This is a genomic window from Roseovarius aestuarii (assembly GCF_019966515.1).
GTDB classification, from domain to species: domain Bacteria; phylum Pseudomonadota; class Alphaproteobacteria; order Rhodobacterales; family Rhodobacteraceae; genus Roseovarius; species Roseovarius aestuarii.
Genome location: NZ_JAIMIB010000001.1, coordinates 514051 through 538519 on the forward strand (window position 1 = coordinate 514051; position 24469 = coordinate 538519).

Consider the following 24469-nt stretch of genomic DNA (forward strand, 5'->3'; position numbering starts at 1 on the left):
CGTGAGTACTCATCAAGCAAAGCGCTTGGCCCCGGCCACGCAGAACACGACAAAGACTGTCACGCCGATCATCGACGGCGCAATTGGCTCCGCAAGCAAAACGCCTGCAAGGATCAGGCCGAAAAACGGTTGCAGAAGTTGAAGCTGCCCAACACCCGCAGTGCCGCCTAGTGCAAGGCCGCGATACCAGAAGACAAATCCGACCAGCATGGAAAAGATCGAGACATAGCCCAGGCTGATCCAGACCGGAGCGCTGAGCCCCGCAAACGTGTCCGGACGCATCAGGATTGCACAACCGATCATCCAGGGTAGCGACAAAACCAGTGCCCAGGAAATGACCTGCCATCCACCCAGGCGGCGTGAAAGCACGGCGCCCTCGGCATACCCCAACCCGCAGGCAATAATGGCGGCCACCATGAACATATCTCCCATCAGCGACGCGTCCGAATTCTGCATCAATGCAAATCCGACAACCGCCGCACTGCCGAGGATTGAGAATACCCAGAATAATGGCGCCGGGCGCTCACCTCCGCGCAGACCGCCAAAAACCGCCGTCATCAGCGGCAACAGGCCGATAAAGACTATTGAATGCGCTGCCGTGATGTGTTGCAGGGCCAGTGCCGTCAAGAGCGGAAAGCCGATGACAACGCCCAGGGCCACTATCACAACAGATGTCAGATCTGCTCGCGACGGCCGGTTCACTTGGAACAACATCAGCAGAAGAAGAGCCAGGATTGCCGCCAACACGGCACGGGCCGAGGTCAGGAAGAACGGATCAAACCCGGCAACTGCCACCCGCGTGGCAGGCAGTGACCCGCTGAAAATCAAAACACCGAGCAACCCGCTGCCCCATCCCGAAAACGAAGATTTCATCGCCAGACTTCCCTTTTTCGGTTTTGTAGCCGGCACGGGGTGACAAAGGCAGATACAAAACAATACAATATTATAAAACTGTATTGCCATAACACCCCATACACCGAGATCTAACGTGGCCACAGCAACCCGCCGCAGCTTTGTGATGGATCACATCACCCGCCTGATCCAGTCCCGTACGCTTGGGGCCGGAGACAGGCTCCCATCGGTTCGGGGCCTCGCCGCCAGGCTAGGCGTGTCGCCGTCAACCGTGGTTGAAGCCTATGATGTGCTGGCCGCAGACGGCGCCATCTTTGCGCTGCGCGGATCAGGGTTTTTTGTGGCCGACCGCGTGCAGCCTTTTGCCGTGTCGCAAACCGGCCCTGAGCTTGAACGCGAGGTCGACCCACTCTGGGTGGCACGGCAATCAATCGATTCTGGCGCTGAGGTTGCCAAGCCCGGATGCGGCTGGATGCCGGCGGACTGGATGCCAGTCGAGTCGCTGCGCCGTGCCATGCGTCGTGTCACGCGCGGAGACAGCAGCGTACTGACGGATTATGGAAATGCTCAGGGGCATGCTGACCTGCGTCGCCACATCGCTCGGAAGCTGCACGATCAGGGGGTCGGAGTGGATCCGGATCACGTATTGCTGACCAATTCCGGATCGCAGGCGCTGGACCTGATTTGCAGGCTGCTGCTGAAACCCGGCGACACGGTCCTGGTCGATGACCCATGTTATTTCAACTTTCAGGCGCTTCTGAGGGCGCACCGGATCACCGTCGCCAGCGTTCGTCATACGCGAAACGGCCCCGATCTGCCCACGTTTGAAAACGTCCTGAAGGAACAACGCCCGCGACTTTATCTGACCAACTCGGCACTACACAATCCGACCGGCGCGACGATCACGGCAGCCACCGCGCACCGTGTCCTCTCGCTGGCTGAATCGTATGACATGCTGATCGTGGAGGATGCAATATTCTCGGAGTTCGAGCCGGACCTGTCCCCGCGCCTTGCCGCGCTGGATGGGCTGGATCGCGTGCTGACGATTGGCAGTTTTTCCAAAACGCTGTCGGCGTCGCTGCGCTGTGGCTATATCGTGGCGCGCCCGGACTGGATAGCGGCCCTGACTGATCTGCAGGTGGCGACCAACTTTGGCGGCCCGAGCCCGATGGTGACAACATTGCTGTATGCCGCCCTGACTGATGGCAGCTATCGCAAACATATGGAGGCGCTCAAAACCCGGCTAGACGGTGCGCGCAATCGCACAATTGGTGAACTCAGCACGATGGGCATTGTGCCCTGGGTCAAACCGCGTGGCGGGTTCTACTTGTGGTGCGAGTTTCCCGGGCAACAAGATGTCGCCAGACTTGCGCGCGCCGCTCTTCGGCAAGGTGTTGTCTTTGCGCCAGGCAATGTTTTCAGCCCAACGCAGTCCATGAACTCGTTCATGCGCTTCAACGTCAGCCAGATGAATGGTACTTCTCACTTGGAGGTGCTTCGCAAGTTGTTAAGTCGATCTGACATTTCGTAATCGCTGGTCAGGCCGCCTTAGTCCTTCTTGATCAGACGCAACCCTCCCAAATTTCGACCTTCTCGGAAGACTAGAAACAACGGCCAGCGTTAACATCCTACGCGCTCGTGTCCTTCAGCGCAGCTCTGCCTCGGTATTGCCTCCATCAACGGTCACAACATGGCCTGTGGTCCGGGCCAATTTCGCCAATGCCACGAAAGCGTCAGCGACGTGCGTTGCCTCGACTTCGCGGCCCAACAGATTTCCACCCATGTATTCTTCTTCGGTCACATGGCGCGCAGCGGCGCGTTCCTGAATGAAATCATCGGTCAACAGGCCTGAGCGGATACGATCGGCATTCACTCCATTGACCCGGATGCCCATCCCGGCGAGTTCAAGCGTGAGCTGTCGCAGAAGAAACATCGTGGCAGCTTTGGGCGTGCCGTAAGCGCCCATATCCTTGCCGGGATTAATCGCCTGCTTGCTGATGTTGAACAGGATCTGCCCGCCCCGCTGCTGTGTGCGCATCGCCCGCGCTGCGCTGAGCGCGAAGGCCTTATGGGCAAAGAAATTCAATTCAAATGCTGCACGAAAATCGCGATCATCAAGATTAAGCAGCGCGCCGCCGGTCGCCGAGCCAGCATTGGACACAAGGATGTCTACACCGCCAAAGCGATGGATAGCGGCCTTCATCGCGGCATCGGCGGCGCCTTCCTGCGTTATGTCGCAGACATGGGTCGCGTGCCAGCGGCCAAGGGTCGCGCGCGCCTGTGTTAATGCGGCGTCGTCCCGGTCGACCAACAGGATACTGGCACCGCCATCGGCAAAAGCCCTGGCGGTTGCTAATCCAATGGCACCGGCGCCGCCGGTCACAATCACGATCTTGCCCTGGAAGGGTGGCGGAGTGCCCTTGCCCAGTTTCGCCTGCTCCAGCGACCAGTATTCACAGTCAAATCGGTCTTTCTCGCCGAGCGGATGAAAGCCGCCTGCATCCTCGCCAACCGCCCGGACGCGCAGGTTCTGCTCGGCAAGATCCGCCGCCGCAGCTGCGGCCTTGGCATTCGGCCCCATACCCACGATCCCGACACCTTCGATCCAGGCGTGTTTCGGGTCCGGTGTCAGCAATGTCTTGGGCTCAGCCGCCTGGGGGGCCTGCCGGTCGAAATAAGCGCGATAGGTGTCGGCAAATTCTTCAACCCTCGCCTTCAGCCGTGCGCGATCACCGGTCAGATCCTCGCTTCGAAGCACAAGCGGGAAGCCTTTCGTGCGCAACACATGATCAGGCGATGCCATACCGCGCATTGCCAAAGCTTCGATATCCGTCCGATGAAAGAAATCCATCACCGCCGATCCGTTCCGAAGGTCGAAAACCGGCATCGGCGCGTCACGCGCCGCGTTGACCTCGGCAATGACACCCCGCAGCATGGGCAGAACATCAAGATTCTCGGCAGGTTCCCGAACGCCGATTGGCGTCACTTCTTTCAAACCGAAATAGGCCGCAACCTCGTTGGTATGGGTGACGATCCGGTCGTAGCTTTCCTTGGCGGTCCCGCCAAAAGTGAAATGTCCGTGTTGCAAAAGCAGAAGCCCTTCGACCTTCGGATTTTCGTCAAAAACCTCGGCCGCTTTCCTGGCCAATCCAAAGCCGGGCATGATATAAGGTACGATGCCAAGACGGTCGCCGAAGATCTCACGGCAGATATCGGCGGCATTCGGCAGATTTGCCAGGATCAGAAACGGCGTGGCGTGGGTGTGATCCACATATTTATGCGGCAAAAACGCGTGCAGAAGGGTTTCGACCGATGGATTGGGCGAGCTGGAATCAAGCAGGTTGCTGCGTTGCACATTGACCATGTCTTCATCGGAAAGCCGCTCAAGCGCACGCAGTTTCATAAGAGGGTCAAGCCACACCGCTGGCAAACCGGGCGCTTCGATCACGTCCAGATCCCAGCCTGATCCCTTCACATGCAACACCCGTTGCGGATCACCAAAGAGGTCTGGGCGCTCAACTTTGACCGATGTATTCCCGCCGCCATGCATCAGAAGATCAGGGTTCTGCCCGATCAGGCGCGAGGTATAAACGCGCTCGCCAAGCTCTTGATCGGCAGGGTCGTTACCTGCCTCGCTGCGCCAGCGTTGCGCGTCCTCTGCCCGGTACCAGTTTTCGATCATTGTTCTCTCTCGACCACTTCAATCAGCCTCAGTTCTGCCTTGAGTAAACTCATGTGTCGGCGCGTTCTGGAAATAGCGTCGCCAGCCCCTCTGCCGATGCCTCGCAAACGCCACGTTCAGTTATCAAACCCGTCACCAGACGATTTGGCGTTACGTCAAATGCCGGGTTCCCGCCTTCGGTGCCCTCCGGTGTCACGCGCACGTCTGACACGGTATTCTCTTCGGCAACCCCCATGACATGGGTAACCTCACGCTGGTCACGCTCTTCAATCGGGATCTCGGCAACGCCGTCCCGCACCGTCCAGTCAATCGTCGGCGACGGCAATGCGACATAGAAGGGAATGCCATTGTCATGGGCCGCAAGCGCTTTCAGATAGGTGCCGATCTTGTTGCAGACATCGCCCTGCGCGGTCGTTCGATCCGTGCCCGTGATCACCGCGTCGACAAGCCCGTGCTGCATAAGATGCCCGCCCGCATTATCGACAATATAGCGATGCGAAATACCATGTTCGCCCAACTCCCACGAGGTCAGCGCCCCCTGGTTGCGCGGGCGTGTTTCATCGACCCAGACATGAACGGGAATGCCCGCCTCATGGGCATGATACATCGGGCTTGTTGCAGTGCCCCAATCCACCGTTGCCAACCAGCCGGCGTTGCAGTGGGTCAGCAGGCGCACCGGCTCACCTTTAGGTTTCCGAGCGGCGATTTCCCTGATCAGGTCAAGGCCATGACGGCCGATTGCGGCATTGATGTCGACATCTTCGTCGGCAATGGCCCGGGCAAGCTGACGGGCGTGAGAGGCGCGTTCAGAAGCAGGCAGCGGCATCAGCGCACCACGACACCGATCAAGCGCCCATTTCAGATTGATCGCCGTGGGTCGCGTGGCGTTAAGAGTATCATAGGCGACCTCAAACGACGCGTCCGAGCTATCACGGGACATCTGCCCGGCAATCCCGAAAGCGGCCGTCGCGCCAATAAGGGGCGCGCCTCTGACCCACATGTCACGGATCGCCACGGCAAACTCTTCCAGAGTGTCAAGTGTTACGATCCGAAACTCGTGTGGCAGCCAGCGCTGATCAATGATCCGGACCTCGCCCGCTGCGTCATCCCACCAGATCGAGCGATAGTGATCACCCTTCACCTTCATTCCGTGGTCTCCCTCTTCCTGCGCATTGCGCTCAACATCGATCGTGCTGTGTCAGGCGTGTTGTTCGGCATCACAACAGATTTTCGGCCCGTTATCCATATCCATACTGCCAAGCGGCGTCTGGCGCGGGAAACAGTCAGGGGAAAAACATGTCCTTATAGCGCTCACGCAGGATGTTTTTCTGAACCTTTCCCATCGTGTTGCGCGGAAGCTGGTCAAGAAGAACCAGTTTAGCCGGGTGTTTATAACGCGCCAGCGAGGCTTTCAGCGCCTCCATCACTATTGTAAGATCGGGCGCCTGCCCCTGCTCCCCCACAATAACGCCAACCGGGGTTTCGCCAAAGTCGGGATGCGGCGCACCTATAACGGCGCTTTCCAACACACCCGGTTGTTCGTCAAGCACCAGCTCGATTTCCTTGGGGTAGATGTTGTAACCACCCGAAATGATCAGATCCTTGTTGCGGCCAACGATGTGTACATATCCGTCCTCGTCGGTCATGCCTAGATCGCCGGTAATGAAGAACCCGTTATGGCGCAGTTCGGCGGCAGTTTTCTCGGGCATCTGCCAGTAGCCCTTGAACACGTTCCGGCCGCGCACTTCGATCTGACCGATCTCGCCATCAGGCAGTGTTTCACCGGTTTCGGGGTTCGTGATCTTCAACTCAACCCCGGGCAGCGGAAAGCCGACGGTTCCGGCGCGGCGCTCACCATCATAGGGGTTCGACGTGTTCATGTTGGTTTCGGTCATGCCATAACGCTCGAGAATGCGGTGCCCGGTCCTGTGTTTGAACTGCTGATGGGTCTCGGCCAGAAGCGGGGCCGAGCCGGAGACGAAAAGCCGCATATGCGCAGCGACATCACCGGTGAAGCGCGCGTCGCCCAGCAATCGCGTATAAAAGGTCGGCACGCCCATCATCGACGTCGCCCTCGGCAAGTGATCAATGACGGCACCAGCTTCAAATTTGGGCAGAAATATCATGCTTCCGCCGGTCGTCAGAATGATATTGGTTGCCACGAACAGACCATGGGTATGGAAAATCGGCAGCGCATGCAGCAGCACGTCGCGCGCGGTAAAACGCCATTCCTCCGCCAGCACAAGGGCATTGGACAAAAGGTTGTTCTGAGTCAGCATTGCGCCTTTCGAACGCCCGGTTGTACCCGATGTATACAGGAATGCTGCCAGATCCTCACCTTCACGCGCCACGGTTTCAAAACTGTCCGGCATGTCCCGCGCCTTGTCAGCTAGCGTACCGCTCCCGTCCGCATTCAGCGTTTCCACCCGTGCCGACAGCTTCCGGCCCAGCGCCGATACGCTCCTCTCGCGCGCCGCGTCACAAACGATCAGCGTCGCACCGCTGTTTTCGACGAAATAGCCAAGTTCCTCCGCCGTATAAGCCGTGTTCAGCGGAAGGAAAATCAGCCCGGCCTGCACGCAGGCAGCATACAGCGCAAGCGCCTCGGGCGACTTCTGGACCTGTGCCGCGACGCGGTCACCCGGTTTAAGTCCGATATTGATCATTACGTTGGCCATACCAGCAGCCAGCACCAGAAAATCCTGATGCGTAATGACATCGCCGCTCGGTAAATAGAGAAATGGCGTGGTTTTCCCCGCATGGACGCCAAAGAGACGATCAAAAAGCGGATTTGCCATCATGTCCCCTTTCCCAGATCTTGATGAGCGCCTTATATTCGGTGGCTGCGCCCGCTACTCAGCGGCGGCACCGCTACGCTTGTCTACAAAGCGCTCAATGTATCGGGCAACCTCCGGCAGATTGTAAAGCGCTTTCACCCGCAAGCTGCAAAAACGGGCATGAGTGTTGACCTCAAATCCCGCCACAGGGTTCTAAGAGCCGAGGCGGTGCTACGTGCAGGTGAATACTGGAAACCCGATGCGCATCGAAACGTGTCCGATTTTGCTACGAGCACCGTTACCAATCCGAACGTTCGTAGGTTTCCACCATTTCAGAAGACTGTTCATTGCCATGTGATTCAGCAACAGGCTCATCCATCACATCATCCTCGGACGCATCATCATCGCCCTGAGCCGTATCGGAATCGTCAACCCAGCTCTGACCATCTGCGTCGGGATTCTCGGAGTCCGCCAGCAGCATATGGTCGTGGGCGTCGTCGGGTTCTGATGCGTTTTCAACGTCACCCACTTCGATCTCAAATGTCTCGCTACTCTCTATCGTCGCGCCATTGAAAGCCCGATCCGTCATCGAAATCTCCGCGGATATCACGCCTTCGAAATCAACCGGGGGTGACAGTTCAATGATATCGAGATCCCAACCGCTCAGATCTATGTCGGACCCGTCGGAAACGGCCGACTGATCACCACTGATCAGTATTGTTTCCGGCGGCAATCCGGAGATCGTGACGGATCCGTCTTCGCTCACATCGGCATTGCTTAAGCGAATTTCCAAGGTGCCGTTTTCGGCTACTGACAGATCGGTATCCGCACGGACAAGCTCACGCCCGTCTGTTCCGGGCCCTTCCCATTCCAGCTTCAGCCCGGCATGTCCGTAGTTTTCGAAATAGCGAACCTCGATTTCGTGAGTGCCGGGTTCCAAGTCGATCTCGCCCGATCGTGTACGATAGCCGTGCAGGCCATCGTTATCGATCACCTCAATCCCATCGACATAAAGGACAACACCGTCGTCACCACCTATAAAGAAATCGAAACTACCGGCTTCATCGACTGTTATCTCACCGGTGATACGCACACCAAACGTATCGCTGGAACCACCCTCCCAGAACGACTCTCGCCCGTTTTCATAGTCGATTTCCCCGACCACTTCTTCTTTGGTTGGGTCAGCCTCCCAATTGACATCGTCAAGCGTGCGGAGCGTATGATCGACATCGAAATAGCTGGCACGAAACCCAGCCTCCAACTCAAGCGGTGGGACGGAAAGGTCGGCCTCGTCTACGCCGAAGGCCAGCCCCGTGGCTGAAACGGCCGTATCGCCAGTTTCCAACGTGAGGTTCGTCGTTAGCTGGGCGTCCACTTTACCTACAAAATCAACCGGTGGCGTGATGGTCAGCATTGATGTATCCCATCCCGTGATCTCGGCAGTACCTGCCTCGCCCACTTCGATAATCATGTCACCCGCCTGAACCACCGTACCGGACGGCAGCCCTTCGATCACATGACTGATATCGCCGGCGCCCGATTGCGACATATCGATGTCGAGATCAAGCGTAACCGGCATACCACTGACAGTCTGAAGCTCGCCGACATCAGGAGGCGCCAAAAGCTCACGCCCGTCAATTCCTGGCCCCTCCCATTCGACCTTCAGGCCCGCATGCCCGTAGTTTTCAAAGTAACGAACCTCAATAACATGTGCGCCCGGTTCCAACTCGACCTCACCCGAACGGGTGCGATACCCGTGCAGGCCGTCATTATCGACCACTTCTTTGCCGTCGACATAAAGAACAACCCCGTCATCGCCGCCAATATGGAAGTTAAATACACCCCCCTCTTCAACCTCAATATTACCGGTAATCTGAACGCCGAAGGTATCCCTGGAACCGCCGTCCCAAAAAGAGTTTGAGCTGTTGGTGTAGTTGATATCGCCCACGAGTTCTTCATGAGTGGCTTCACTATTCCAGTCGATATCATCAATTTCGTCAAGGTGCTGATCCATATCGAAATATTTGGCATGGAACCCCGTATCAAGCGCAATATCGGGCATATCTGCAACCGCGATATCAAAGCTCTCTGTGAACGTCGCGCCGCCACTGTCAGTGACCGTCACGTCAAGTGACACACTTGCCGCATCCTGATGATCAAGGCTCGCGTCTGGCTTCAGCTTGACCCGACCATCAACCACTTCGAACCGATCATCAGAGAGCGAAAAGGTATGAAGGTCCCCTATGTCCTGATCGCTCACGGAAAGCGTGCCCACAACAGCGCCCTCGACATTCTCGGCGACCGCCAGGTTCGACATTGTCAACTCGGTCGGTTCTTCGTTGACATCCTCGACGGCAATATCAAAGCTCTCGGTGAAAGTCGCACCGCCACTGTCGGTGACCATTACGTCAAGCGAGACACCTGCCGCATCCTCGTGATCAAGGCTCATACCCGCTTTCAGCTTGACCTGACCGTCGACCACTTCGAACCGGTCATCGGACAGAGAGAACGTATGACTGTCGCCCGCATCCGGATCGCTCACAGAGAGCGTGCCTACAACAACACCCTCGACGTTCTCCGCCACTGCAAGGTTCGACATCGTCAATTCGGTCGGAGCCCTGTTCTCGGTAGTCTGCTCTTCGCTGTCAGGCACCTCATCGACGGGTCGTTCGGCATCGACCTCGTCGTTCTCGATCATCTCCACCGTATCTTGCGAGACATTCAACGGCGTGGTGGCATCGGCAGCGGCGCTTTCAGTTTCCGCCGTAACCTGCCCTGCGTCTTGCGTGGTACTTGAACCGGTGTCTGATGCAATGTCTTTGGAACTGGTTTCGGCCTCTACCCTTGTCGCATCCTGGTCAACCTCACGCCTCTCCAGGCCGAAATCATACGTTGAACCCACCTCTTGCTCAGCTGAGAAATCACTTTCTGTTTTGTTATCTGGTAACGCGGTTTGATCCAGATCCCGCGGGTCCGATTGTGGTAGCACGGCGCCGGTTGGGTCGCCCTCGTGGGGCTGGCCGTAATGCAGGACACCACGATTTTGGCCGTCGGGCAATTGTTCTGCGGCCTGGGAAGATTGCGCCACGGCCTTCTTCTTAAGATCATCGCTATCGGGTTGAAATTCTTCAGGCGCACCATCGCCGTAGTTTTCATCTTCCATGTCGTCTCCTGACGTCAATGTCAGGGCGACCTTGTGCAGTTTCGAAAAAGAAAAAATTAACTCCGTCGGTAGATTACCGGCCAAATAGATTAAAAATGACGGTTCTATTCTGGAAATTTAAGGAATTGCGTAACGCTGTCGCGACATAAGTGAACGACCAAGTGAGGGAGTTTTCACCTGTGGAGCCATCGGCCTCCTCCGTGTCTCTAGCTGTTCGTCCACCGCGGATCGGGCTGACCACGCTTGCGGCCACGCTAAGTCTTAATTTGCTGGCTCTGGCCCTACCGCTGGTCGTGCTTCAGGTATTTGATCGCGTGATCCCATTCGAGGCAGTTGAAACACTGTCATTCCTGTTTATGGGCCTATGTGTGGTTGTGCTGCTGGAGTTTATCCTCAAGTGGTGCCGATCAATCCTGCAAAGCGAGCAAGCTGAACAATTCGAGATAAATCTCTATCAGAAATTTGTGGATGCGACGCTAGGGGCAGATCCGGAAGTGTTTCGCCAGACGACGCCGGCTGCGCATATGGAGCGCCTCAGCGCCATTGCGCAGTTGCGCGCGCATTATGGCGGTCAGGCGCGGCTTCTGTTGATAGACTTGCCCTTCACCCTAATATTTGTCGCGATGATCGGCCTGATCGGCGGCTGGCTCGTGATCGTGCCTCTGGCCAGCATGGCATTGCTCTTGCTGTTCAAGACCGCTCTGACCAAGGCCCAGTCCACAGTTTTCAGCAAACGCAAAAAACTTGATGGCCGACGATATTCGTTTCTGGTCGAATCCTTGTCGCAGATCAGGACGCTGAAAGCCAACGCGATGGAACCGCAGATGCTTCGGCGCTACGAAATGCTGCAAAAGCAAACCGCTGACATCAGCCATAGTGTTATTCAGTTCTCAGGGCTGTCGCAGACCTTTGGGGCGCTCTTTTCGCAGCTGGCCGTCGCCGGCATGGGTTTGCTGGGCTGCTATCTGGTGATCACGGAGCATCTGGGAATTGCCGAACTGGCCGCCTGCATGCTGCTGAATGGCCGTACCGTCCAACCAATGTTGAAGGCGCTGAATCTTTGGGCGCAATCAGAAAGTATCGCCATGGCCAAGGCAAAAATTCGCGATGCCTGCGAAATCCCGCAGCGACCCGCAGCGCCAAGCCTCGTTGAACCTCTGAAAGGTCATATCCAGCTCGAAAATCTAACCCTCAAGCGTTCCGACCGCGACGAATATCTGTTCCGGAACGTCTCGGGCCAGGTAAAACCGGGCGACTGTGCCGTGTTGCAAGCGGACAATGAACTTGCGGGCACCACTTTCTTCAAAGTGCTCTTGGCGGAGCGCCAGCCATCAGTTGGCACCGTATTGATCGACGGGTTTCAGCCCGGTGAGGTCTCGAACGCACGCGGCGCGGGTGGAATTGTGTATTGCGAAAAGAACGCGGTGGTGTTTTCGGGCACTGTGCTTGAAAATATTTCGGCCTTTGGCGATGGCGAAGTTATCAAAAATGCACTGCAATTGTCGGAATTGATGGGCCTCGACAAGATCCTCAATCGCCTGCCATTGGGATACAACACCCCGGTTCACGAAAGCCGGGCGTTAATGAGCAACCTGAATTTTCTTCAGAGCGTTAACCTGGTTCGGGCTTTGGCGCTACGCCCAAGCATCCTGCTGCTCAACGATGTAACCGCCACCATCGACAACACCACTAAGGTAAGGTTTGAAACTGTCTTATCGGAAATGAAAGGCAGCGCCACGATTATCATCTCTGATGGCGCTGGCGTTGCAAGCCAGCTCGCAAACACGAAAATCCAGCTGGAATCCACCACGTCCACCACTGCACGCGCATGGGCGAAGGATCTCGCCGACGAACGCACCGCCGCGGACGCGACCAATCGCTCCACTGACGGTGGCACCAACACGAAACGGATCGGCTGATGGACAACACACTACCATCCGCAATCAACACTCTTGACAGGGTCATGTCGGCGGCCGGTTGGCACAGCAACCATAACCGGCTCTTCGAAGCAGTGCCGCACATGTCACAACAGCTGAATGCCAGCGACATGATAAAGACGTTGGAGAACCTCGGTGTTCCTCTGACACAGCAGGATTGCTCTCTTGATCTGGTACGCGAGGGGGATTGCCCGGCTCTGTTTGTCCGCGAAGACGGCACGATTTCCGCGATACTCGACGCCAAGGATGCGCAGCTGCTGACATGTAGCGTCGCTGAGGACAAACCCATCTGGCAAGCCGCCTCGGAAGGCCGTGGGCGACTGATCCGGCTGGAACGCTTCGACAGTGGGATCGAAACCGAAATCACGCTCGGCTTTTCCCATATCTGTAGCGAATTCAGCGGAATTTCCCCGTGGCTGATTTCTGCCTCGTTCATGTCCAACCTTGCAGGGCTGGCCACGCCTTTATTGATCATGGTGGTCTATGACCGTGTCATTCCGTCGGGGTCGGTCGATCTGGTATTGTCGCTCGTCGTAGCTGTCCTGCTGGTGCTGGCAGCAGATTGTGGCTTTCGCTTCGCGCGCTCCAGCGCCGTCGCCTACATGGGACGGCACGCTGAACATCAGATGGGTCTGGCCCTTTTTCGAAAACTGCTCGCCCTGCCAATAGATCAGATTCAGAAATCAGATGTCGAGCAACAGCTGGCGAGATTCCGGCAGTTCGAAAGTCTCAGAGACATATTCAGCGGGCAGGTTCTGACGACATTGCTTGATCTGCCCTTTATTCTGATCTTCCTGGCAGTGCTATTCGTCCTGTGCCCGCCAGTGGCGTGGCTGGTGATCTGCCTGATTTTGGTGTTCGCCCTGGCCATCACGCAGAATCTGCCGAAACTGAAGAAGCTGAACGCGCAGGCCGCAGAGGCCAAAACGCAGCTCCAGAGCCACATCTTTGAAGCGACCGAAAAACAACATGCCATTCAAACCCTGGGCCTGGTTCAGCACTGGAAAGAAAAGAACGCCGCCCTTGTAAAGCAGGCGGCGCAAGCTGCACGCAAGGCAGGCGGTCGCAGCTTGGTGTCGCAATTTATCGGGCAGGGTCTGATGGCAGTTGCAGGCGTTGGTGCCGTTGTCATCAGCGCAATGAGCGCCATCGAAGGCGACATCACTTTCGGCGCCTTGATCGCAGTCATGGCACTTGTCTGGAAAGTCCTGACGCCGCTTCAGGCACTATATTCGAACGCGCCACAAATTCTTTCGTTTCTGTCCAGCAAGCGGCAGAGCGATCGCGTGCTTGCTTTGTCGGAGGAAGTTGTCCGCGGTATCGGCCAGAGCCATCAGAAAGCCTTCGAAGGGCAAATTAGCTTCAGCGGCGTTACCCACCGTTACGATGTGGCCTCTGCACCGGTCCTGTCGCAGGTTTCACTGGATATTCAGGCGGGCGAATTCGTGCTGCTTTGCGGTGACAGCAATGGCGGCAAGACATCTTTGCTCGATCTGATCTGTGGATTTCGCCAGCCCAGCATTGGTTCGATTCAGCTTGATGGTGTCGATGTTCGACAAATCGCGGTCGACGATCTCAGGCGCGCAATCACTTACGAACAATCTCAGTCGCAGTTATTCTATGGTACCCTCTATCAGAACTTCCGCCTGGCCTCGCCGGATATCAGCGAACAGGAGGTGGTCGGGATATTGCGCACAATGGATATCCTGGAAGAGGTCGAAAAGTTCCCGAATAGCATCCATACGCGTCTGTCGGAGACTTTCCGTGCCACCCTGCCATCGTCAACGCTAAGCGCATTGGCGCTTGCGCGAAGTATTGGACGCGAAGGCCCCGTGCTGCTGCTGAACGAACCGACAACGGGTCTGGATCAATCCCGCAAAATCGCGCTGGCTGAAAAGCTATCGCACCTGAAAGGATCCAAAACAATCCTCGTGGCAACAAGCGACCAGCGTCTGATCGAATTGGGTGACCGGTTCGTCTACCTCGACCAGGGTCGCGTCATTGCCAACGACACCGGTCTGGCAGGGCGGAAAAAGCTTGCCGCATTGCAACGAAAATCCGGAGGTAATTGAAATGGTATCCAAGTCATTGCGTTCAAAACCCCGCGGTGTCTTTGGCAGCGCCGAGATACGGGGCGCGCGTCGTGGCACGTCGATTGCGGGAATTGTCATCTTGTCGGTCACCGCTCTGCTGACGGGCGCGATCTCACTGGCGGCGGTTACAAATGTTCCTGAGCTAGTTCGTGCCCACGGAACGCTCATTCCACTGGGGCATTTCCGGCAAGTCCAGGCCCCCGAACAGGGTGTCGTCACCCAGGTGTTGGTCGAAGAAGGACATCATGTCGGGAAAAACCAGGTCCTGACGATCCTGTCTTCGCCCGAATTGGAACAGGCGCTGAACGAGGTGAGGCGCGAACAACGCGCGATGAAGGTACGCCTTCAGAACCTGCATATGATTCTCGAAACAGGTCAAAACTGGTCAGATATCACCGATGTCGAGCTTACCACGTCAGACAGCGTAGATTGGTCTTATGCAAAATCGCAGCTTGAGCTGTTTGCCGCTCAGCAAACCGTTCAGCTATCTCTTCGGCAGCATCTTCAAGCGACGGTTGAAACGCTGAAAAGTGCGCGTGGCCTGACGAAAAACAGGGTTGCAACACGTGTGGAAAGGGTGGAACGCGCGGAAAAACTGTTCGAAAGCAATCTGACACGCCGTCGCGATCTGGAGCTTCAGCGCGATGGATTAGACCAGTTGCGGGCAGACCTCATTGACATCGAAATTCAGCTGGCACAGGCCAAAAAGGAACTTGGCGGCGTCAGTGCCACCCTGGAACAAAATCTGATATCGCTGCTGGAACAAACCAGTAAGGAAAAGTTTGATCTTGAAGACCGCTTGGAAGCGCTTGTCGTGCAGGCACAAGCCTTGGAAAAGCGCTTGCAAACGCTTCAGATCCGAGCGCCCGAAGCAGGTGTTATTCATGCAGTAGGCTTTCCCAACGCCGGTGAGGTTATCGCTGCCGGGACAACCCTGTTCGAAGTGATGCCATCGGTAAACCGGTTGGTCGCCCAGCTGAAAATTGATCCTGTAGACATTGGTCATATCCGGCTCGGCGATTCAGTTGCGTTGAAATTCGATACGTTCGATGCGCGCCGTTTCGGTCAACTCGACGGTAACATTACAGCGATCTCACCAAATTCGGTCATCGACGAACAAACCGGCCTCGGTCACTTCCGCGCGACGGTCGCACTGGAGCAGATGTCGATCGGAGCCGGTATATGGGAACGCCCCTTGCAAGTCGGGATGGGCGCATCCGCAGAAATCGTCACGGATGAACGCACCGTACTGGCCTATCTCATCAAACCGATCAACAGGTCCCTAACAAATGCTTTTGGTGAGAGATAACCAGACTTTATAGACGTTCCCCGTACCGCCGCAGCATTCAAAGAATCGGCGTCTTGGGGATAGTTGAAATGACACGCGGTCCGTGCGGCGTATCGCATTCCGGCAAACGCTACCTGACTACCGGCCGAATTGCCGCTCCGTAATTTCGGCATTCGCTTGCCGGGTCGTACGAATCGCATTGTTAAGAGATCGGGCCGGGAACTCCACGCCACCCCGCAAACCATATCAAAGTTAAATATCAGACTCCTAGTTGTACGAATTGATTTAATTTAAAAATCAATAACTTACACTATATTTTTCGTTTTCCATGCCAAGCTTGGCTACAGTTTACTCCCTATTAACCACACTACAACTAATACTGGATTTGCAAGCAGGCGGAGTTACGATGACTGAGGATTTACAACATCCTTCCACTCACCCCCCACTCCCACCCACCACGGAAGATGATCGGATATCGTGGCTCCGCCTATTGCGTTCCCGCCGGGTCGGGCCCTCCACCTTTTTTCGCTTGATGAATGAACATGGCGCGGCCAATGCCGCGCTGGAAGCGCTTCCTGAAATCGCCCGCGCTGCCGGTGTCGAGGGTTACGAGATCTGCCCCGAGGGTGTCGTACTGGCTGAAATCAGGAGCGCCAAAGCCGCCGGTGCTCACCTCCTATGCGCAGGTGATCCGGACTACCCTAGTGACCTTCTGCAAGTTTGCGATGCACCGCCACTCCTCTGGGCCATTGGCGATACATCCATCCTGTCCCGCCCGATGATCGCGCTCGTGGGCGCGCGCAACGCATCGTCACTGGGCGTGCGCATGGCCCGCGCCCTGGCGACCGATTTAGGGGAACGGGGATACGTCATCGTCTCGGGCATGGCCCGCGGCATCGACACAGCTGGTCATCAGGCCGCGCTCGGCACGGGCACGATTGCCGTTTTGGGCGGCGGCGTTGACGTGATGTATCCGGCAGAAAACACGCTGCTCGCACAAGAGATAGCACAAAACGGCCTGCGCCTATCGGAACAGCCAATGGGCCTGACACCACAAGCACGCCATTTCCCACGCCGCAATCGCATCATTAGTGGCATGACCCGCGCTACTATCGTCGTGGAAGCGGCGGCAAAATCCGGTAGCCTGATCACCGCCCGTAATGCCCTTGATCAGGGGCGCGAGGTTCTTTCGGTACCCGGTCACCCGTTCGATGCACGCGCGGCAGGCTGCAACATGCTGATCCGTGACGGTGCGCGGCTGGTGCGTAACGCTGATGACGTCATCGAAGCACTTCCTGCTATCAACCTTGATCAACAACCGAACTTGCCGTTGGCACTGACACCCAAACCACCAGCCAGCGATCGTAGCCTGCGCGAGACCGGTGATCTGCACAACGAGATTCTCAATCGGCTTGGGCCCTCGCCCGTCTCGGAAGATCAACTGATCCGCGATCTGGCCGCACCCGCACGCCGCGTGTCGCCGATATTGGTCGATCTGGAACTGGAGGGCCGCATCAAACGCCAGGCCGGAGGGTTGCTGGCACTGGCCGATTGATTTCCCGAATGGCGCGAAACGTCCTGTCGTTCCAAATGAGCTTATCCGAACATCCCGTTTTCCAGAACAATATTGCCGCGGGTATGTGCCAAAACACATGCATGGTCATGAATTTCAACCCGACTGCACGGGGTGCATTGACAATTACTCTTGCCAGCCCACATGTTCCGCCGCCATAAGCCTTGTCCCGAGTCGAAAGGATTTTCCATGCCCGTTGTCGTTGTCGAATCCCCGGCCAAGGCCAAGACAATCAACAAGTATCTGGGTTCGGATTACACGGTTCTGGCGTCCTACGGCCATGTGCGCGACCTGCCCCCCAAGGATGGTTCAGTCGATACCGAAAACGATTTCGACATGAAATGGGAGGTCGGCTATGACAGCCGCAAACACGTCAAGGCCATCGCCGACGCGCTGAAGGATGACAACGCCCTGATCCTCGCCACCGACCCGGACCGTGAGGGCGAGGCAATCAGCTGGCACCTGGAAGAGGCGCTGCGCAAACGCAAGGCTATCAATAAGGACACGCCGGTCAGCCGTGTGGTGTTCAACGCCATCACCAAATCCGCCGTGACCGAAGCGATGGAAAATCCGCGCCAGGTCGACGGCCCGCTGGTCGAGGCCTATCTGGCCCGCCGCGCGCTGGATTATCTGGTAGGGTTTAACCTCAGCCCGGTTCTGTGGCGCAAGCTGCCCGGCGCCAAATCGGCTGGGCGCGTTCAATCGGTCTGCCTGCGTCTCATTGTCGAACGCGAGATGGAGATCGAGGCGTTCAACCCGCAGGAATACTGGTCGGTCAAGGCCATCCTCGGCACGCCGCGCGGTCAGGAATACGAGGCACGGCTGACGATCCTTGCGGGCAAGAAGCTTGACAAGTTCGACATCGCTAACGCCACCCAGGCCGAACTGGCGGTTCAGGCAATTGAAAGTCGCGATCTGACGGTGACCTCGGTCGAGGCGAAACCAGCAGCGCGCAACCCGTCTGCCCCGTTCATGACTTCGACCCTGCAACAGGAAGCCAGCCGCAAGTTCGGCATGGGTGCGCGGCAAACGATGTCGGCGGCGCAGCGTCTCTACGAGGCGGGATACATTACCTATATGCGGACCGACGGGATAGACATGGCGCCCGAGGCGGTGATGGCGGCGCGCGACGCGATCAAGGGCCGTTATGGCGAGGAGTACGTTTCCAAATCGCCGCGCATGTACAAGAACAAGGCCAAGAACGCGCAGGAAGCTCATGAATGTATCCGCCCGACCGACATGACGCGCGATGCCAACGGGATCAAAACCACCGATGCCGATCAGCGCAAGCTCTATGATCTGATCTGGAAACGCACGCTGGCCTGCCAGATGGCCTCGGCCCGGCTGGAGCGCACTACGGTCGACATCGGCAGTGCCGATGGTCAGGTCGGGCTGCGCGCCACTGGCCAAGTGGTTCTCTTTGAAGGCTTCATGAAAGTCTATGAGGAAGGCCGTGACGATGCGGTCGTCGATGATGACGACAAACGTCTACCCCAGATCATGCAGGGAGAAGCCGCCGACAAACGCAGCGTCGCGCCCGAGCAGCATTTCACCCAGCCCCCGCCGCGCTATACCGAGGCAACTTTGGTGAAGCGCATGGAAGAACTCGGAATCGGCCGCCCCTCCACCTATGCCAGCATCGTCACCACGATCCAGGACCGCGAGTATGTCCGAAAGGACAAGAACCGCCTGATCCCCGAGGATAAGGGTCGGATCGTTACGATCTTCCTGCTGAATTTCTTCCGTAAATATGTGGGCTATGAATTCACCGCAAATCTGGAAGAGGAACTCGACGTCATCAGCGCGGGCGATGGCGACTATAAGGAGACGCTGGCGAAGTTTTGGCGGGATTTCTCAGCGGCGATTGCCGAAACCTCCGAATTGCGCATCACCGAAGTGCTGGATGTGCTGGATGAAGCACTGGCCCCCACGCTTTATCCCCCGCGCGAAGATGGCAGCGACCCGCGCGTCTGTCCGCTCTGCGGCAACGGGAAACTGCACCTCAAGACCTCCAAGACCGGCGGTTTCGTCGGTTGTGGCAATTACCCCGAATGCCGCTATACCCGCCCCATCGGTGGCGATACGGCAGAGGGCGGCGACCGGGTGCTGGGCGAGGATGCCGGTGATGAGATCAGCCTGCGCTCGGGCCGATTTGGGCCGTATGTCCAGCGTGGCGAGGCCACGGAAGAGAATAAGAAACCCCCGCGCGCCAGCTTGCCCAAGGGCTGGTCGCCGGACGATATGGACCTGGAAAAGGCGCTGACGCTACTAAGCCTGCCGCGCGAGGTGGGTCCCCACCCCGAAGATGGCGAGATGATCGAGGCGGGCATCGGCCGATATGGCCCCTTCGTCAAGCATGGCCGCCTTTACGCCAATCTCAAGGAGGTTGACGAGGTCTTTACCATCGGCATGAACCGCGCTGTCGAGGAACTGGCCAAGAAGGCCGCAAGCCGGGGCGGAGGCCGAACGTCCGCAAAACCGCTGAAGGAGCTCGGTGAGCATCCCGATGATGGCGGGCCCGTCAATGTGATGGATGGCCGATATGGGCCTTATGTGAAGTGGGAGAAGGTGAACGCCACCCTTCCTAAAGGCGTAGAGCCTGTAGACGTCACAATGGAAATGGCCGTAGGGTTGATTGCGGAAAGGGCTGCGAAGAAGGGCAAGGGCCGCAAGAAAGCGCCCGCCAAGAAAACCACCAAGAAGAAGGCAGCAGCCAGCAAGTAAGCTATCGTTACGCGGTAATACCCAAAGGGCTCGCTTTCCGTCGCCTTTGAGTTGACTCTCCCCCGTCCCGAACCTCATATCCGTGGAAAAGGGCTGGAAGAGGTTTCTACCATGAAGAAAGTGTACGAAAGCGCGTCCGAGGCGCTGAACGGCGTGCTACACGAGGGCATGACCATTGCCGCCGGGGGCTTCGGGCTTTGCGGTATCCCCGAATTGCTGATCGATGCGATCGTGGAAAGCGGGGTCAAAGATCTCACGGTGGCATCGAACAATTGCGGCGTTGACGGATTTGGTCTGGGGAAACTGCTCGATACCAAACAGATCAAGAAGATGATGTCGTCCTATGTGGGCGAGAACGCCGAATTCATGCGTCAGTATCTGTCGGGTGAGCTTGAGCTTGAGTTTAACCCGCAGGGCACCTTGGCCGAGCGGATGCGCGCAGGTGGATGCGGCATCCCGGGTTTCTATACCAAGACCGGCGTGGGCACCGTGATTGCCGAGGGCAAGGAACATAAGGATTTCGACGGTCAGACCTATATTCTTGAGCGCGGGATTTTCGCGGATCTGTCGATTGTGAAGGCGTGGAAGGCCGATACCACCGGCAATGCGGTCTTCCGCAAAACCGCGCGCAACTTTAATCCCCCCGCGGCGATGTGCGGTAAAATCTGCATCATGGAGGTCGAAGAGATCGTAGAACCCGGTGAACTGGACGGTGATCACATTCATCTGCCTGGCATCTACGTGCACCGCCTGATCCAGGGCAATCATGAGAAACGCATCGAGCAACGCACCACACGCACACGGGAGGACGCATAATGCCCTGGGATCGTAATCAGATGGCCGAACGGGCCGCTCAGGAGCTGGAAGACGGCATGTATGTCAACCTTGGCATCGGCATCCCGACGCTGGTGGCGAACTATGTTGGAGACAAGGATATTACCCTGCAATCAGAGAATGGCATGCTGGGCATGGGTCCCTTCCCGTTCGACGGCGAGGAAGATCCGGACCTGATCAACGCAGGCAAGCAGACCATCACTGAATTGCGCCGCACTTCATATTTCGACAGCGCGCAGAGCTTCGGCATGATCCGGGGCGGTAAGATTGCCGCGGCAATCCTGGGCGCGATGGAGGTCAGCGAACAGGGTGATCTGGCCAACTGGATGATTCCGGGCAAGCTGGTGAAGGGCATGGGCGGCGCGATGGATCTTGTGGCGGGCGTTGGCCGCGTGATCGTGATCATGGACCACACCAACAAGCATGGCGATAGTAAGTTGCTGAAGGAATGCACGCTGCCTCTGACCGGCAAAGCGGTGGTTGATCGAGTCATTACCAACCTGGGGGTCCTAGACGTCACCCACAAGGGCCTGCATATTCAGGAACTGGCCCCGGGCGTCACCCGAGAAGACATGATCGCGGCGACCGAGGCCAAGATCGTCTGATCGCGCGCAAATCTATCCACATTATATATAGTGCAGAGAGGGGCGCCGGTGGTGCCCCTTTTCAGTTCGACGCCAGATTTAAAGCACAGCCGTCGCTGACAAGCTCAGGGCGGGTTTTGCACAACCCCTTTGCCACCTCGAACGCCGCAAGCACTTTGGGTACGTAATCGCGGGTTTCTGCATAGGGTGGTACGCCCTCATGCTTCTTCACCGCGTTTTCCCCGGCATTATATCCTGCAATGGCCATGACAGCATCGCCGTCGAATTCGTTCAGCAGCCAGTGAAGGTAGCTTACACCACCTTTGATATTTGCCGCCGCTGACAGGCTGTCCGTAACACCAAACCGTTTCGCCGTATCAGGCATCAGCTGCATCAGCCCCTGCGCGCCCTTACTGCTCACTGCCTCGGTTCGCCCGCTGGATTCAACCGAGATAATCGCAAGAACCAAAGCGGGCGAGACATTCGTTCCTATCGTCGCTGACAGGATATTCGCCCCTTCGCTGCGTGTGATCGCCTGCAACGCCTGCAATCGCGGGCTGACAACCCGTGCGCCGTCAGGCCCCGTCGACAAGCTCTCAAGCGCGAGCCGCAACCTGTCAGACGCATTCTCGTCGATACCGGGCGATACTTTTTCCCAGAACCAGCTGTAATGCGATGACACGCTGGGAACCTCCGGTGTCTTATCCGGCGTAGCGGTTGGCTCTTTTATCACTTCCGGTTCGATCTGCACTGTTATGCGTTTGCGTACGCCGGCCTTCGGTGGTGTCCCCATCTTGAAAGTGAATTCGGGAAATGGCGGCGGATCCGCCGCCTGAGATGGCGCTGAAACCAAGGATACCGCCAAAATTACCGCCCATCTGGAAATACTCATGATTGCCTGCCGTTCTTTTTCTTAATCTTTGGAGCGAGTATCGCAAAAGTCCCGATTTTCCGCCAGCATTGTCTTTTCTTAAGAAACCGGAAACCACGATCAGACGCTCGAATCGTCCACCAAAATACCCCTATCAAGTGTTTTTTCGTTTTTTTATTTGTTTATATTCAATTAGTTAAACGTATCTCCGCGATAAATCTTTAGCGGTGCAAAAAAGGAACTATTGCCGCCCAATTCCTGCCTGATTTGGCTGGCTATATCTTCCCATACCGCAACGGCAGCGGGCCAATTAAGAGAGTACGGTCCGACACTATAGCACAAGCGGTTGCGAACCTTAGTAACAGATCCTCTGGAGGGACCTAACAATGATTAAATTCTTCAAGAACTTCAACAAAGACGAAGACGGCGCCGTAACAGTTGACTGGGTCGTTCTGACCGCAGCAGTTGTTGGCCTTGGTGTTGCCGGTGTTGCTACTGTCAGCGACGGCATCAGCAGCCTGGCGACCAAAATCGAAACTGGTGTGAAAGCTCAGACCGTTAACGGTGCTCCGTAAGAACGGCTCTTTCTGAAACTTGGTTGATCGCCGGCCTCCGGCTGGCGGTCACCGCCCTAAACAAGTAAATGCAACGAGATCGGGTATCGGGGTTGCAGCATTGAATGATCAGTACGAATTTTCAACGCTGTTGTGTAACATATAATGCGAATGGCGGAAGAATTCGAAATGTTCAACTTTCTAAAATTCAAAAAATTCTGCGAGAATGAAGATGGCGCTGTCGCTGTCGATTGGGTTGTCCTGAGCGCGGCGATTATTGGGCTTGCGGTATCGGCCGTGACCTCTACTCAAAACGCCACAGTTGCCGCAGCCAACTCTATCTCAGGTAAGATGAGTGCGATGAACGTGCCTCAGCCGTAGCCGCGGCACACTGAATCAATAACTCGCGTACAATGAGGGCGGCTTGTACCAGGCCGCCTCATTGCTGTTTCGATACGGAAATTCATCGTTTTCTGTCTAGAAACTATCACCGCCACACCAATTTTTCGCCACATTCGAAAGCAATATGTAACGTTGTAGCGGTACAAGACCTGTACCGTATTAAAACAGTAACCTTGAAAGGACAGAGCCATGAGATTGGTATTTGGGCTTGTACTGATTGTAGGTCTCGGGCTGGCCGGTTTTGCCGTCTACATGGCCAAAAACTATATTCAGGGCTATCAGCAACAGCTTGCCAATGAGCGCGCTCAACGGGCGCCCGCAATTGAAACGGTCGACATTTATGTCGCCGAAAGGCCACTGAAATATGGCGAAACACTGAGGAAAGACAGTGTGCGTCTTGTAAGCTTTCCAAAATCCTCCCTTCCCGAAGGTGTCTTTGAAACATACGAAGCACTATTTCCAGAAGGCGATGACGAGCCACGTACGGTAACTCGTGCGATGGAACCGAACGAAGCGATTCTTGCCGTCAAGGTCACCGGGCCGGGCGAAGAAGCAGGTCTGACTTCACAGCTTGAGCGCGGAATGCGCGCCTTTGCAATCAAAGTTGATGTTTCCAGCGGTGTTTCGGGCTTTCTACGCCCTGGTGACCGGGTCGACGTCTACTGGACAGGCCGGATTACGGGCAAAGGGACAGTAACCGAAGGAAACTCAACAGGTGACGTAACCAAGCTGATCGAAACCGGCGTCAAACTTATCGCGGTGGATCAGGTGGCCAACGGTGACACAACCGGCGCCATTATCGCCCGCACTGTTACAGTCGCTGTGCGACCACAGCAGGTGGCGGCTCTGGCGCAGGCACAGACAACCGGTCGACTGGCGCTATCATTGGTCGGCGCTGAAGACGATACCGTTGCCGAAGCGATTGAAGTTGACCAACGCAGCCTTCTCGGCCTGACACAAATACCGGTCGCCCAGGCACCTGTAGAAGAGGAAGTCTGTACGATCCGAACACGTCGTGGTGGCGAGACTATTGCGACAGAGATCCCCTGCACGAACTGATTAGCATCGTGACAATTCGAATTTGAACGGGGCGTCGGGCGATCGGCGCTCCGTTGCATTTTGGCGACTATTGCAG

General features: G+C 56.6%; 17 protein-coding genes. 11 read left to right on the forward strand and 6 right to left on the reverse strand.

Features of this window, described 5'->3' with window-relative positions; translation table 11 throughout:
* Positions 1–12: 12 nt before the first annotated feature.
* Positions 13–873 carry a DMT family transporter gene (locus tag LC334_RS02430; protein ID WP_085798794.1) on the reverse strand — a complete coding sequence of 287 codons (861 nt, stop codon included), beginning with the start codon at positions 871–873 and terminating at the stop codon, positions 13–15.
* Positions 874–988: 115 nt separating this feature from the next.
* Between LC334_RS02430 and LC334_RS02435 the strand changes: the two genes are divergently transcribed.
* On the forward strand, positions 989–2383 hold the full coding sequence (locus LC334_RS02435; RefSeq protein WP_217809096.1) for an aminotransferase-like domain-containing protein: 1395 nt from the start codon (positions 989–991) through the stop codon (positions 2381–2383).
* Positions 2384–2497: 114 nt separating this feature from the next.
* Here the strand turns inward: LC334_RS02435 and LC334_RS02440 are convergent, their stop codons facing one another.
* The 4 genes from LC334_RS02440 to LC334_RS02455 all read right to left on the reverse strand — a co-directional run bounded on the left by LC334_RS02440 (position 2498) and on the right by LC334_RS02455 (position 10474).
* Complete coding sequence (locus LC334_RS02440; protein ID WP_085798622.1) at positions 2498–4534, reverse strand: bifunctional aldolase/short-chain dehydrogenase; 2037 nt, start codon at positions 4532–4534, stop codon at positions 2498–2500.
* A gap of 49 nt (positions 4535–4583) precedes the next feature.
* Complete coding sequence (mtnA, locus tag LC334_RS02445; RefSeq protein ID WP_085798623.1) at positions 4584–5681, reverse strand: S-methyl-5-thioribose-1-phosphate isomerase; 1098 nt, start codon at positions 5679–5681, stop codon at positions 4584–4586.
* 136 nt (positions 5682–5817) lie between these two features.
* Positions 5818–7332 (reverse strand): malonate--CoA ligase, encoded by a 1515-nt coding sequence (locus LC334_RS02450; protein ID WP_085798796.1) that lies wholly within the window; start codon positions 7330–7332, stop codon positions 5818–5820.
* 277 nt (positions 7333–7609) lie between these two features.
* Positions 7610–10474, reverse strand: coding sequence for a PA14 domain-containing protein (locus LC334_RS02455; protein ID WP_085798624.1), 2865 nt, complete (start codon positions 10472–10474; stop codon positions 7610–7612).
* A gap of 200 nt (positions 10475–10674) precedes the next feature.
* On the opposite strand from LC334_RS02455, the gene LC334_RS02460 reads away from it, so the two are divergent.
* From LC334_RS02460 to LC334_RS02490, 7 genes are all read left to right on the forward strand, one after another.
* Complete coding sequence (locus tag LC334_RS02460) at positions 10675–12393, forward strand: ABC transporter transmembrane domain-containing protein (protein WP_176237600.1); 1719 nt, start codon at positions 10675–10677, stop codon at positions 12391–12393.
* Positions 12393–14483, forward strand: coding sequence for a peptidase domain-containing ABC transporter (locus LC334_RS02465; RefSeq protein ID WP_085798626.1), 2091 nt, complete (start codon positions 12393–12395; stop codon positions 14481–14483). Before LC334_RS02460 ends, LC334_RS02465 begins: the two co-directional genes overlap by 1 nt.
* Positions 14484–14583: 100 nt before the next feature.
* Positions 14584–15813, forward strand: coding sequence for an HlyD family type I secretion periplasmic adaptor subunit (locus tag LC334_RS02470; protein WP_244900024.1), 1230 nt, complete (start codon positions 14584–14586; stop codon positions 15811–15813).
* Positions 15814–16198: 385 nt separating this feature from the next.
* Positions 16199–17347: a DNA-processing protein DprA gene (gene dprA / locus LC334_RS02475; RefSeq protein WP_085798628.1), complete on the forward strand. Its 1149-nt coding sequence runs from the start codon at positions 16199–16201 to the stop codon at positions 17345–17347.
* Between the two features lie 207 nt (positions 17348–17554).
* Positions 17555–20089, forward strand: a complete 2535-nt coding sequence (gene topA / locus LC334_RS02480) for a type I DNA topoisomerase (RefSeq protein ID WP_085798629.1) — start codon at positions 17555–17557, stop codon at positions 20087–20089.
* A 111-nt stretch (positions 20090–20200) separates the two neighbouring features.
* Positions 20201–20905, forward strand: coding sequence for a CoA transferase subunit A (locus LC334_RS02485; protein ID WP_085798630.1), 705 nt, complete (start codon positions 20201–20203; stop codon positions 20903–20905).
* The gene (locus tag LC334_RS02490) at positions 20905–21528 is read left to right on the forward strand and encodes a 3-oxoacid CoA-transferase subunit B (protein WP_085798631.1); all 624 of its coding nucleotides are present in this window, start codon (positions 20905–20907) and stop codon (positions 21526–21528) included. The genes LC334_RS02485 and LC334_RS02490 overlap by 1 nt, the downstream gene beginning before the upstream one ends.
* A 61-nt stretch (positions 21529–21589) precedes the next feature.
* On the opposite strand, the gene LC334_RS02495 is transcribed toward LC334_RS02490, so the two are convergent.
* Positions 21590–22300, reverse strand: coding sequence for a lytic transglycosylase domain-containing protein (locus LC334_RS02495; RefSeq protein ID WP_317850388.1), 711 nt, complete (start codon positions 22298–22300; stop codon positions 21590–21592).
* A 464-nt stretch (positions 22301–22764) separates the two neighbouring features.
* Here LC334_RS02495 and LC334_RS02500 point away from each other — a divergent pair, with 464 nt between their 5' ends.
* From LC334_RS02500 to cpaB, 3 genes are all read left to right on the forward strand, one after another.
* Entirely contained in the window at positions 22765–22953 is a 189-nt protein-coding gene (locus LC334_RS02500; protein WP_085798633.1) for a Flp family type IVb pilin, read from the forward strand.
* A gap of 150 nt (positions 22954–23103) precedes the next feature.
* Complete coding sequence (locus tag LC334_RS02505; protein WP_223412851.1) at positions 23104–23313, forward strand: hypothetical protein; 210 nt, start codon at positions 23104–23106, stop codon at positions 23311–23313.
* Positions 23314–23523: 210 nt separating this feature from the next.
* Entirely contained in the window at positions 23524–24393 is an 870-nt protein-coding gene (gene cpaB / locus LC334_RS02510) for a Flp pilus assembly protein CpaB (protein WP_085798634.1), read from the forward strand.
* The last annotated feature ends 76 nt before the right edge of the window (positions 24394–24469 follow it).

Bases quoted from the DNA above. Each gene is read 5' to 3' on its own strand.
- topA (WP_085798629.1), top strand. From the start codon at position 17,555: ATGCCCGTTGTCGTTGTCGAATCCCCGGCCAAGGCCAAGACAATCAAC.
- cpaB (WP_085798634.1), top strand. From the start codon at position 23,524: ATGAGATTGGTATTTGGGCTTGTACTGATTGTAGGTCTCGGGCTGGCC.
- LC334_RS02505 (WP_223412851.1), top strand. From the start codon at position 23,104: ATGGCGGAAGAATTCGAAATGTTCAACTTTCTAAAATTCAAAAAATTC.
- LC334_RS02465 (WP_085798626.1), top strand. From the start codon at position 12,393: ATGGACAACACACTACCATCCGCAATCAACACTCTTGACAGGGTCATG.
- mtnA (WP_085798623.1), bottom strand. From the start codon at position 5,681: ATGAAGGTGAAGGGTGATCACTATCGCTCGATCTGGTGGGATGACGCA.
- LC334_RS02485 (WP_085798630.1), top strand. From the start codon at position 20,201: ATGAAGAAAGTGTACGAAAGCGCGTCCGAGGCGCTGAACGGCGTGCTA.
- LC334_RS02455 (WP_085798624.1), bottom strand. From the start codon at position 10,474: ATGGAAGATGAAAACTACGGCGATGGTGCGCCTGAAGAATTTCAACCC.
- LC334_RS02440 (WP_085798622.1), bottom strand. From the start codon at position 4,534: ATGATCGAAAACTGGTACCGGGCAGAGGACGCGCAACGCTGGCGCAGC.
- LC334_RS02495 (WP_317850388.1), bottom strand. From the start codon at position 22,300: ATGGGGACACCACCGAAGGCCGGCGTACGCAAACGCATAACAGTGCAG.
- LC334_RS02490 (WP_085798631.1), top strand. From the start codon at position 20,905: ATGCCCTGGGATCGTAATCAGATGGCCGAACGGGCCGCTCAGGAGCTG.
- dprA (WP_085798628.1), top strand. From the start codon at position 16,199: ATGACTGAGGATTTACAACATCCTTCCACTCACCCCCCACTCCCACCC.
- LC334_RS02430 (WP_085798794.1), bottom strand. From the start codon at position 873: ATGAAATCTTCGTTTTCGGGATGGGGCAGCGGGTTGCTCGGTGTTTTG.
- LC334_RS02500 (WP_085798633.1), top strand. From the start codon at position 22,765: ATGATTAAATTCTTCAAGAACTTCAACAAAGACGAAGACGGCGCCGTA.
- LC334_RS02450 (WP_085798796.1), bottom strand. From the start codon at position 7,332: ATGGCAAATCCGCTTTTTGATCGTCTCTTTGGCGTCCATGCGGGGAAA.